The 10712-nt window shown below is 70.9% G+C and carries 8 protein-coding genes and 1 pseudogene; 7 read left to right on the top strand and 2 right to left on the bottom strand.

All coding sequences use genetic code 11. The annotated features are described in order from the left end of the window. The first annotated feature begins 169 nt into the window (after positions 1 to 169). The 5 genes from CEB94_RS23950 (at position 170) to CEB94_RS23930 (ending at position 6914) form a co-directional block, all read left to right on the top strand. On the top strand, positions 170 to 1375 hold the full coding sequence (locus CEB94_RS23950; protein WP_175434173.1) for a sensor histidine kinase: 1206 nt from the start codon (positions 170 to 172) through the stop codon (positions 1373 to 1375). Between the two features lie 110 nt (positions 1376 to 1485). Beyond that, positions 1486 to 2847 (top strand): sensor histidine kinase, encoded by a 1362-nt coding sequence (locus CEB94_RS23945; RefSeq protein ID WP_175434172.1) that lies wholly within the window; start codon positions 1486 to 1488, stop codon positions 2845 to 2847. A 227-nt stretch (positions 2848 to 3074) separates the two neighbouring features. Next, the gene (locus CEB94_RS23940) at positions 3075 to 3734 is read left to right on the top strand and encodes a LuxR C-terminal-related transcriptional regulator (protein WP_281292580.1); all 660 of its coding nucleotides are present in this window, start codon (positions 3075 to 3077) and stop codon (positions 3732 to 3734) included. Positions 3735 to 3913: 179 nt separating this feature from the next. After that, the gene (locus CEB94_RS23935) at positions 3914 to 5842 is read left to right on the top strand and encodes a 2-oxoacid:acceptor oxidoreductase subunit alpha (RefSeq protein ID WP_175434170.1); all 1929 of its coding nucleotides are present in this window, start codon (positions 3914 to 3916) and stop codon (positions 5840 to 5842) included. Beyond that, positions 5835 to 6914 (top strand): 2-oxoacid:ferredoxin oxidoreductase subunit beta, encoded by a 1080-nt coding sequence (locus CEB94_RS23930; RefSeq protein ID WP_175434169.1) that lies wholly within the window; start codon positions 5835 to 5837, stop codon positions 6912 to 6914. The genes CEB94_RS23935 and CEB94_RS23930 overlap by 8 nt, the downstream gene beginning before the upstream one ends. Positions 6915 to 6945: 31 nt before the next feature. Here the strand turns inward: CEB94_RS23930 and CEB94_RS23925 are convergent, their stop codons facing one another. After that, positions 6946 to 7326: a winged helix-turn-helix transcriptional regulator gene (locus CEB94_RS23925; protein WP_175434168.1), complete on the bottom strand. Its 381-nt coding sequence runs from the start codon at positions 7324 to 7326 to the stop codon at positions 6946 to 6948. Between the two features lie 90 nt (positions 7327 to 7416). Here CEB94_RS23925 and CEB94_RS23920 point away from each other — a divergent pair, with 90 nt between their 5' ends. Together CEB94_RS23920 and rarD are read left to right on the top strand one after the other, a co-directional pair. After that, the gene (locus CEB94_RS23920; protein ID WP_175434167.1) at positions 7417 to 8271 is read left to right on the top strand and encodes an SDR family oxidoreductase; all 855 of its coding nucleotides are present in this window, start codon (positions 7417 to 7419) and stop codon (positions 8269 to 8271) included. A gap of 56 nt (positions 8272 to 8327) precedes the next feature. Further along, a pseudogene (gene rarD / locus CEB94_RS23915) lies at positions 8328 to 9197 on the top strand (EamA family transporter RarD); the annotation flags it as partial. Here rarD and CEB94_RS23910 read toward each other — a convergent pair. Beyond that, the gene (locus tag CEB94_RS23910; RefSeq protein ID WP_246111899.1) at positions 9182 to 10645 is read right to left on the bottom strand and encodes an MFS transporter; all 1464 of its coding nucleotides are present in this window, start codon (positions 10643 to 10645) and stop codon (positions 9182 to 9184) included. The pseudogene rarD and the gene CEB94_RS23910 overlap by 16 nt on opposite strands. Positions 10646 to 10712: the final 67 nt, after the last annotated feature.

The following is a 10712-nucleotide window of genomic DNA, read 5'->3' as shown; positions in this document are numbered from 1 at the left end:
TCACTCGGATGCCGCCGTTCGACGATCTGTACGCACGGGAGTCTAGGCCCTGATAAGGGCAGGGTAAGCAGCCCGTCACGGCCCGGCATGCGGGGGTGGGGTTTTCCTCAGTTGATCCCGGCGGCCCACCTCATGGCGCCGTGGCCCGCCGCCGGGCACGCTAACGCATATGACCCAACGCATCCCGTCCCCGGGCACGGCGGCCCGGGCGGCCGCCGGGCCGGACGACCGTCCGCCGCCGGCCCGGCTCGCCTATGACCGGCACACCTGGAAAGAGATCGCGCACCTGCTGGCCAACCTGCCGGTCGCGCTGCTCGGTTTCACCTACGTCGTGACGGTGTTCTCCACCGGTTTCGGGCTGACCGTCACGGTGATCGGGTTCCCGCTGCTCGCGGCGGGACTCGTGGGCGCACGGCAGTTGGGCAGGATGGAGCGGGCGCGGGCCCGGGCGCTGCTCGGGGTGCGGATCGAGGAGCCGAGCCGGCTGCGGCTGCGCGGCGGGGGCGGCTTCTTCCAGCGGTTGTGGATGCAGCTGAAGGACCCGGTGGGCTGGCGCACGGTCCTGTACGAGTTCATCCGGCTGCCGTGGGGTGTCCTCACGTTCACCGTCACGCTGGCCTCGCTGTTCGTGCTGTGGCCGGTGCTGCCGTTCATCGCCCGGGGGCTGACCAACGCCGACCGGGCCATGGTGCGGGCGCTGCTGTCGCCCTCCGACGAACTGGAGCGGCGGATCGCCGAGCTGGAGTCGGACCGGGGGGTCGTGGTCGACACGGCCGCGGCCGACCTGCGGCGCATCGAGCGGGATCTGCACGACGGGGCGCAGGCCCGGCTGGTCAATCTGGCCATGGGGCTCGGGCTGGCCAAGGAGAAGGTGCTGGAGGATCCCGACGCGGCGGCGGCGATGGTCGAGGAGGCACACGGCGAGGTGAAGCTGGCCCTCCAGGAACTGCGGGACCTGGCGCGGGGCATCCACCCGGCGGTCCTGACCGACCGTGGTCTGGACGCGGCCCTGTCCTCGGTCGCCTCGCGCTGCACGGTCCCGGTGAAGGTGACGGTCGATCTGCCGCAGCGGCCGGCCGCGGCCATCGAGGGCATCGCCTACTTCACCGTCTCGGAGCTGCTGCAGAACGTCAGCAAGCACAGCGGGGCGAAGTCGGCCTCGGTGGATGTGTGGCAGACGAACACCCGGCTGCTCATTCAGGTGTGGGACGACGGGGTCGGGGGCGCGAGCCTCGACGGCGGTACGGGGATGAAGGGCCTGGCGGACCGGCTGGACGCCGTCGACGGGCTGTTCGTCCTGGAGTCGCCCGCGGGTGGCCCGACGACGGTCACGGCGGAACTGCCGTGGCGCGACCGGTCCGGGGCCCCGGGGTAGGGAAAACCCCCCGTCCAAGATGCCGACGGACCGCATGGTCCGGCGACCTGCGGCGGAGCAGGGTGGAGGTAAGAGAGCACAGCAGCGGGACGAGGAGAAGGACGGCGCCGATGGCCACGGAGTACGGACAGGGATACGGGCTCGACAGCGGGCCCGGGTTCCCGGAGAGCACCGAACGGCGGCACCGGCTGCCCGCCGCGCTGCGGGCGCCGGTCGAGCTCCGCAGCTGGCTCGAGCTCACTCATGTGCTGCTCAGCCTGCCGATCAGCATCCTGCTGTTCACCTACGCGGTGACGATGGTGTCGCTGGGGGCGGGGCTGCTGGTCACGTTCCTCGGCGTACCGGTGCTGGCGGCGGCGCTCGCCGGGTGCCGGGGCTTCGGGGCGCTGGAGCGGATGCGGGCGCGGGCGCTGCTGGGCCTGGAGGTGGCCGAGCCGGAGCCGCCGCGGAGGACCAAGCCGGGCGCGATGGCGTGGATGGGGGCCGTCCTCAAGAGCGGCGCCTCGTGGCGGGCCCTGCTGTACGCGGTGCTGCATCTGCCCTGGGCGGTGTTCTCGTTCGTCGTCGCCGTGAACGTGTGGGCGCTGGGCTGGGCGCTGCTGACGTATCCGCTGTGGTTCTGGGTGTTCCCGGTGTACGCCGGTCAGGAGGGGATCCAGCTCTACGGCGACGAGACGCACCGGATCTACCTCGACAATCCCTTCGAGATCACGGTGACCGCGCTGGTGGGGCTGCTGTTCACGATCGCCACGCCGTGGATCGTGCGGGCGCTGACGATGGTGGACCGGCTGCTGGTGCACGGGCTGCTCGGGCCGTCGCGGCTGGCGTCACGGGTGGTGGAGCTGGAGTCGGACCGGGGGGTCGTGGTCGACACGGCGGCGGCCGACCTGCGGCGCATCGAGCGGGATCTGCACGACGGGGCGCAGGCCCGGCTGGTGGCGCTGGCCATGGATCTGGGGCTGGCGAAGGAGAAGCTCCAGGAGGACCCGCAGACGGCCGCGCGGATGGTGGACGAGGCGCACGGCGAGGTGAAGACGGCGCTGCAGGAGCTGCGGGACCTGGCCCGGGGGATCCATCCGGCGGTGCTGACGGACCGGGGTCTGGACGCGGCGCTGTCGGCGGTGGCGTCGCGGTGCACAGTGCCGGTGCGGGTCGAGGTCGACCTGGCGCGGCGGCCGGCGCCGGCGATCGAGGGGATCGCGTACTTCACGGTGTCGGAGCTGCTGCAGAACGTCAGCAAGCACGCGCGGGCCACGTGGGCGGGCGTCGAGGTGTGGCGGACGGAGAACCGGCTGATGCTGCAGGTCGTGGACAACGGCGTGGGCGGGGCCGATGTGTCCCAGGGGTCCGGTCTCGCGGGGCTGACGGACCGGCTGGACGCGGTGGACGGGATCCTGGTCGTGGACTCACCGGCGGGCGGGCCGACCCGGGTGACCGCGGAGTTGCCGTGGCGGGGGGAGCACGTGCGGTGACCTTCGCGGGGGCTCGGCCCCGCGGGCTGTGACGGGGCCAGGGGTCTTCACCCCTGGCCTCGAAGCTTCCCTCCACCACCCGATCGTCCAGTGAAGAAGCCGGTCCCGTCCCCATACACCCCCCGACCCTGAAATGCTGGAGCCGTCGCACGGGTGGGCGCAGGGCCGTTGTGGGCTGCGGACGGGCGGCATCGGGCTGTGGGGGGCCGGACATCGTGGAGGACAGGGTGCGGGTGGTCATCGCCGAGGATTCAGTGCTGCTGAGGGAGGGCCTGACCCGGTTGCTGACCGACCGCGGGCACGACGTCGTCGCCGGTGTCGGTGACGGCGAGGCACTGATCAAGACCATCACCGAGCTGGACGCGCAGGGCGAGCTGCCGGACGTGGTCGTGGCGGACGTGCGGATGCCGCCGACGCACACCGACGAGGGGGTGCGGGCGGCGGTGCAGCTGCGCAAGACCCATCCGGGGCTCGGGGTGCTGGTGCTGTCGCAGTACGTGGAGGAGCGCTACGCCACGGAGCTGCTCGCGGGGTCCAGCCGGGGTGTCGGCTACCTGCTGAAGGACCGGGTGGCCGAGGTGCGGGAGTTCGTGGACGCGGTGGTGCGGGTGGCCGGGGGCGGTACGGCGCTCGACCCGGAGGTGGTGGCGCAGTTGCTGGGCCGCAGCCGTAAGCAGGACGTGCTGGCGGGGCTCACCCCGAGGGAGCGGGAGGTGCTGGGGCTGATGGCCGAGGGGCGGACGAACTCGGCGATCGCGCGGCAGCTCGTGGTCAGCGACGGGGCGGTGGAGAAGCACGTCAGCAACATCTTCCTGAAGCTGGGGCTGTCCCCGAGCGAGGGGGACCACCGCAGGGTGCTGGCCGTGCTGACATACCTCAACTCCTGATGCACCTCGACTTGCGGCATGCGGAAAATCCGGACAAGTCCGGGCGCGCGCTCATCCCGAAGTCGTGTCCAAGATGCGAATGACCCGAAGAAGGCGACCCTTGCGGTCGTAGGGTTGATCCTGGGAGGGCCTGCGGGAAGGCCTGTCCCGGACAGCGTCCTCGAGGGAGGTCCAGTTCAGTGACCAGCCAGGTCAGTAGCCCAGCGGAGCAGGCCGACGGAGCAGTCGTAGGAGAGCAGCGCAAAGCGGCGGGCGCGAAGGATGTCCGTCGTCTCGACCGAGTGATCATCAGGTTCGCGGGGGACTCGGGTGACGGTATGCAGCTCACCGGTGACCGTTTCACCTCGGAGACCGCGTCGTTCGGCAACGACCTGTCGACGCTGCCGAACTTCCCCGCCGAGATCAGGGCGCCCGCCGGGACACTGCCGGGTGTGTCGTCCTTCCAGTTGCACTTCGCCGACCACGACATCCTCACGCCCGGTGACGCGCCGAACGTGCTGGTGGCGATGAACCCGGCGGCGCTGAAGGCGAACATCGGCGACCTGCCGCGCGGCGCCGAGGTGATCGTCAACACGGACGAGTTCACCAAACGGGCGATGCAGAAGGTCGGCTACGACACCAGTCCGCTCGAGGACGGGTCGCTGGACGGCTACCACGTGCACCCCGTGCCGCTGACCACGCTCACGGTCGAGGCACTGAAGGAGTTCGACCTCAGCCGCAAGGAGGCCGAGCGCAGCAAGAACATGTTCGCGCTGGGCCTGCTGAGCTGGATGTACCACCGGCCCACCGAGGGCACGGAGAAGTTCCTGAAGTCGAAGTTCGCGAAGAAGCCCGACATCGCGGCGGCCAACATCGCCGCGTTCCGGGCCGGCTGGAACTTCGGCGAGACCACCGAGGACTTCGCCGTCTCCTACGAGGTCGCCCCGGCGGCCTCCGCGTTCCCGCCGGGTGTCTACCGCAACATCTCCGGCAACCTCGCCCTGTCGTACGGGCTGGTCGCGGCGAGCCGACAGGCGGATCTGCCGCTGTACCTGGGCTCGTACCCGATCACTCCGGCGTCGGACATCCTGCACGAGCTGAGCAGGCACAAGAACTTCGGGGTGCGGACCTTCCAGGCGGAGGACGAGATCGCCGGTATCGGGGCGGCGCTGGGCGCGGCCTTCGGCGGTTCGCTGGCCGTGACCACCACGAGCGGCCCGGGTGTGGCACTGAAGTCCGAGACCATCGGCCTCGCGGTCTCCCTGGAGCTGCCGCTGCTGATCGTGGACATCCAGCGCGGCGGGCCGTCGACGGGCCTGCCCACCAAGACCGAGCAGGCGGACCTGCTGCAGGCGATGTACGGGCGCAACGGCGAGGCTCCGGTGCCGGTGGTCGCGCCGCGCACACCGGCGGACTGCTTCGACGCCGCGCTGGAGGCGGCGCGGATCGCGCTGACGTACCGCACGCCGGTGTTCCTGCTGTCCGACGGCTACCTGGCCAACGGCTCCGAGCCCTGGCGGATCCCGGACATCGAGGAGCTGCCCGATCTGCGGGTGCAGTTCGCGCAGGGCCCGAACCACACGCTCGACGACGGCTCCGAGGTGTTCTGGCCGTACAAGAGGGACCCGCAGACGCTGGCCCGTCCGTGGGCGATCCCGGGCACGCCGGGTCTGGAGCACCGGATCGGCGGCATCGAGAAGCAGGACGGCACGGGCAACATCTCCTACGACCCGGCCAACCACGACTTCATGGTGCGCACCCGGCAGGCGAAGATCGACGGCATCGACGTGCCGGACCTCGAGGTGGACGACCCGCACGAGGCCAGGACGCTGGTGCTGGGCTGGGGCTCGACGTACGGGCCGATCACGGCGGCGGTGCGGCGGCTGCGCAGAGCCGGGGAGTCCGTCGCGCAGGCGCATCTGCGCCATCTCAACCCCTTCCCGCGGAATCTGGGCTCCGTGCTGGAGCGTTACGAAAAAGTAGTGATCCCCGAGATGAACCTCGGGCAGCTCGCCACGCTCATCCGGGCGAAGTACCTGGTCGACGCCCACTCGTACACCCAGGTCAACGGCATGCCGTTCAAGGCGGAGCAGCTCGCCGCGGCTCTGAAGGAGGCCATCGATGGCTGAGACGTCCACGCACGGCACGGGCACCATCGAGTCGCTGTCCCTCGTCCCCAAGGCCGAGGGCAGGCAGTCGATGAAGGACTTCAAGTCCGACCAGGAAGTGCGCTGGTGCCCCGGCTGCGGCGACTACGCCATCCTCGCCGCGGTGCAGGGCTTCATGCCGGAGCTGGGGCTGGCGAAGGAGAACATCGTCTTCGTCTCGGGCATCGGCTGCTCCTCCCGCTTCCCGTACTACATGAACACCTACGGGATGCACTCCATCCACGGCCGCGCCCCCGCCATCGCCACGGGTCTGGCGAGCTCCCGCCGGGACCTGTCGGTGTGGGTCGTCACCGGTGACGGCGACGCGCTGTCCATCGGCGGCAACCACCTGATCCACGCGCTGCGCCGCAACGTCAACCTCAAGATCCTGTTGTTCAACAACCGGATCTACGGTCTGACCAAGGGCCAGTACTCGCCGACCTCCGAGGTCGGCAAGATCACGAAGTCGACGCCGATGGGCTCGCTGGACGCGCCGTTCAACCCGGTGTCGCTGGCGATCGGCGCGGAGGCCTCGTTCGTGGCGCGGACGGTGGACTCCGACCGCAAGCACCTCACCGAGGTGCTGCGCCAGGCCGCCGCCCACCAGGGCACGGCGCTGATCGAGATCTACCAGAACTGCAACATCTTCAACGACGGCGCCTTCGATGCCCTGAAGGACAAGCAGCAGGCCGAGGAGGCCGTGATCCGGCTGGAGCACGGCAAGCCGATCCGCTTCGGCGCCGACCAGGCCAAGGGCGTCGTGCGGGATCCGCTGACCGGTGATCTGAAGGTGGTCGCGGTGACGCCGGACAACGAGGACCGGGTGCTCGTCCACGACGCGCACGCCCCGTCTCCGACCACGGCGTTCGCGCTGTCCCGCCTCGCCGACCCGGACACCCTGCACCACACGCCGATCGGAGTCCTGCGCTCGGTCGACCGGCCCGTCTACGACACGCAGATGGCCGACCAGCTGGACACCGCGATCGAGCAGCACGGCAAGGGCGACCTGGGCGCGCTGCTGGCGGGCGGCGACACCTGGACGGTCGTGGGCTGACCGACCGCAGGACGCAAGGGGCCCGGGACCGCTACGAGGCGGCCCGGGCCTCGTCGTACGCGCGGCGCGCCTGCTCCACGTCGTCCATGCGCTGGTGCGTCCATGCCGCGAGGGCCCGGACCTGCTCGGCGGCCTCGCGGCCCAGGCCGGTGAGGGAGTAGTCGACGCGCGGCGGGATGACGGGCTTGGCGTCGCGGTGGACGAGGCCGTCGCGCTCCAGTGTCTGGAGGGTCTGGGTCAGCATCTTCTCGCTGACGCCCCGGCCCCCGTAGGTGCCGATCGCGCGGCGCAGCTCGCTGAACCGGTACGGGCGGTCCAGGAGCTCGGTCAGGACGAGCACGCCCCAGCGGCTGGTCACGTGCTCCAGGACCAGCCGGTACGGGCACAGGGCTTCGTTGTCACTTACGGCCATGCCAGTACCTTACTTCAAAGTGGGTACTTTCCAAGAGTTAGCGCGTCCCCTAGGGTTAGTGTCAACGCACCCCACAAGGAGAGCCTCACCATGAGCATCGTCGTCACCGGAGCCACCGGACACCTCGGCCGTCACGTCGTGGAGCAGCTGCTGGAGAAGGTCCCCGCCGAGCAGATCACCGCGGTCGTGCGCAACGCGGAGAAGGCCGCCGACTTCGCCGACCGCGGTGTGAGGATCGCCCTCGCCGACTACAACGCCCCCGCCTCCTTCGACGGCCTCTTCTCCGCCGGCGACAAGGTGCTGCTGATCTCCGGCACCGAGTTCGACAAGGGCCGTGTACAGCAGCACAAGGCCGTCATCGACGCCGCCAAGGCGGCCGGTGTCGCCCTGCTCGCCTACACCAGCGCCCCCGCCACCCTGACCGCCGCGCTCGCCGACGACCACCGCGGCACCGAGGAGATCCTGCTGGACTCCGGCGTGCCCTACGCGCTGCTGCGCAACGGCTGGTACCACGAGAACTACACCGAGAACCTCGCCCCGGTGCTGGAGCACAGCGCGGTCGTCGCCGCCGCCGGTGAGGGCAAGGTCTCCTCCGCCTCCCGCGCCGACTACGCCGCCGCCGCCGTCGCCGTGCTGACCGGCGAGGGACACGAGAACAAGACGTACGAGCTGGGCGGCGACACCCCCTGGAGCTTCGCCGAGTACGCCGCCGAGCTGAGCCGCCAGACCGGCAAGGAGATCGTCTACAACGCCGTCTCCCCCGACACCCTCGTCGGCATCCTGACCGGCGCGGGCCTGCCCGAGCCGTTCGCGCGGATCCTCGCGGGAGTGGACGCCTCCATCGAGAAGGGCGAACTGGTCGTCTCCACCGGCGACCTGTCCCGCCTGGCCGGCCGCCCGACCACGCCGCTCGCCGACGCCATCGCCGCCGCGCTCAAGGGCTGACACTCCCCCGCCCCTACGCCACCCCCGGACTGTCATGACCGTATGCCGATACGGGCATGACAGCCGGGGGCGCCCGGCGTTACCGTCGTGCACGCGGACACACGCCAGGCGTGAAGGAGGGGCCCGTGACCGGCAAGCCGAGGGGCGAGCGGCACATAGGACTGCTGAACGGCTTCGCCGCCTACGGGATGTGGGGGCTCGTACCCCTGTTCTGGCCCCTGCTGAAACCGGCCGGCGCGATGGAGATCCTGGCCCACCGGATGGTGTGGTCGCTGGTCTTCGTGGGCGCCGCCCTGCTCGTGCTGCGCCGCTGGGCCTGGGCCGGTGAGCTGCTGCGGCAGCCCCGCAAGCTGGGGCTGATCACGGTCGCCGCGGCGGTCATCACCGTCAACTGGGGCCTGTACATCTGGTCCGTGAACTCCGGGCACGTGGTCGAGGCCTCCCTCGGGTACTTCATCAACCCGCTGGTCACCATCGCGATGGGCGTACTGCTGCTGAAGGAGCGGCTGCGGCCGGTGCAGTGGGCGGCGGTCGGGACCGGCTGCGCCGCGGTCGTCGTACTGACCATCGGCTACGGGCAGCCCCCGTGGATCTCGCTCTCCCTCGCCCTCTCCTTCGCCACCTACGGGCTGGTGAAGAAGAAGGTGGGGCTCGGCGGCATCGAGTCGCTGGCCGCCGAGACCGCGATCCAGTTCCTGCCCGCGCTGGGCTTCCTGGTGTGGCTGTCCGCGCGGGGCGACTCCACCTTCTCCGGCGAGGGCGCGGGGCACGCGGCGCTGCTCGCCTCGGCCGGCATCGTCACCGCGCTGCCCCTGGTCTGCTTCGGCGCGGCCGCCATCCGCGTGCCGCTGTCCACCATCGGCCTGCTGCAGTACTCGACGCCGGTCCTGCAGTTCGTGCTCGGCATCCTCTACTTCCACGAGGAGATGCCGCCGGAGCGCTGGGCCGGGTTCGCGCTGGTGTGGCTGGCGTTGACCTTGCTCACCTGGGACGCGTTGCGCGCCGCCCGCCGGGCCTCCCGCGCGCTCACCAACGAGATCAGCGTGCCCAGCACCACCAAGGCGACCGGCACGGTCAGTGCCGCGCGGAACGCCGACAGCGTGGCCTCCGGGCCGGACCCGGTGGACGCCAGGCCGTAGACCGCCGTCACCGCCGAGATGCCGATCGCGGAGCCGAACTGGGTGGCGGTGGTCAGCAGGCCGCCGGCCAGGCCCTGCTCCGACCCGGCCACCCCGTCCGTCGCCGCGATCGTCAGCGGCCCGTAGGCCAGGGCGAACGCGAGACCGCTGAGGAGCAGGGTCGGGAACATCATGGCGTAGGACCAGTCCATGCCGACCGGCAGGAACAGCGCGTACGCGGCCACGGCCAGCAGGAAGCCGCCCGTGATCACCCGGGCGTTGCCGAAGCGGGTGACCAGTCTGGGCGTGAGCGTCGGCGCGAGGACGGCGTCGATGCCCATGACGATCAGGGCCGCCGCCGTCTGCAGGGACGACCAGCCGCGCAGTTCCTGCAGATAGAGCGTGACGACGAACTGGAAGCCGAAGAAGGCGCCGAGGAAGAGCAGCGCCCCCAGGTCGGCGCGCACGACCGGGCCCTGGCGCAGCAGGCCGAGCCGGACGAGCGGGTCGGGGCAGCGGCGTTCGACCGCGACGAAGACGCCGGCCAGCAGGACGGCCGCGAGGCCCGAGGTCAGGGTGAGCGGCCAGTGGTGCAGGCCGTGTTCCAGGCGTACGACGGTGTAGGCGGCCAGCAGCATGGCGCCGGCGGCGGTGATCGCGCCGGGCAGGTCGAAGGTGCGGCGGCGGTTCGGCGGGGCGTCGCGCCGGGGGATCAGACGCACGGCCGCGACGAGCAGGGCGGCGGCCAGCAGCACGGGGGCGAAGAACACCCAGCGCCAGCCGATCTCGGTGAGCAGACCGCCGATGACCAGACCCAGGGAGAAGCCCGCCGCGCCCGTCCCGGCGAAAACCAGCAGGGCCTTGTTGCGCTGCGGGCCCTCCTCGTACGACGTGGTGATCAGGGAGAGCGCGGCCGGGGTCATGAAGGCGGCGGCGATGCCCGTGACGAACCGGGCGACGATCAGCATCCAGCCGTCCGTCGCGAAGCCGCCAAGCCCCGAGAAGGCGAGGAAGACGGTCAGCCAGAGCAGGAACATCCGCCGCCGCCCGAGCAGGTCGGCGGCCCGGCCGCCCAGCAGCGTGAAGCCCGCGTAGCCGAGCACATAGGCGCTCATCACCCAGGCCGCGGTGCCGGTGGCCAGTCCGAGGTCGGCGCGGACGGCCGGGATCGCCACCGCCATCATCGCGACGTCGATGCCTTCGAGGAAGATCGTTCCGCACAGAACGAGCAGCAGCGCCCAGGCACGGGTGCCCATGAGTCAACACTCCTCCGGTGGGGGAGCGTTACGCAAGTGAGGGCCGGTTCCCTCTGTGACCAGGGCA

Origin of the sequence: Streptomyces hawaiiensis (assembly GCF_004803895.1) — a bacterium.
Classification (GTDB): domain Bacteria; phylum Actinomycetota; class Actinomycetes; order Streptomycetales; family Streptomycetaceae; genus Streptomyces; species Streptomyces hawaiiensis.
The sequence above is the reverse complement of the archived record's forward strand: the minus strand, read 5'-3'. Positions and strand labels throughout refer to the sequence as shown.

Excerpts from the sequence above, each read along its gene's own strand:
- CEB94_RS23950 (WP_175434173.1), top strand. The coding sequence starts at position 170 with ATGACCCAACGCATCCCGTCCCCGGGCACGGCGGCCCGGGCGGCCGCC.
- CEB94_RS23945 (WP_175434172.1), top strand. The coding sequence starts at position 1,486 with ATGGCCACGGAGTACGGACAGGGATACGGGCTCGACAGCGGGCCCGGG.
- CEB94_RS23930 (WP_175434169.1), top strand. The coding sequence starts at position 5,835 with ATGGCTGAGACGTCCACGCACGGCACGGGCACCATCGAGTCGCTGTCC.
- CEB94_RS23925 (WP_175434168.1), bottom strand. The coding sequence starts at position 7,326 with ATGGCCGTAAGTGACAACGAAGCCCTGTGCCCGTACCGGCTGGTCCTG.
- CEB94_RS23920 (WP_175434167.1), top strand. The coding sequence starts at position 7,417 with ATGAGCATCGTCGTCACCGGAGCCACCGGACACCTCGGCCGTCACGTC.
- CEB94_RS23910 (WP_246111899.1), bottom strand. The coding sequence starts at position 10,645 with ATGGGCACCCGTGCCTGGGCGCTGCTGCTCGTTCTGTGCGGAACGATC.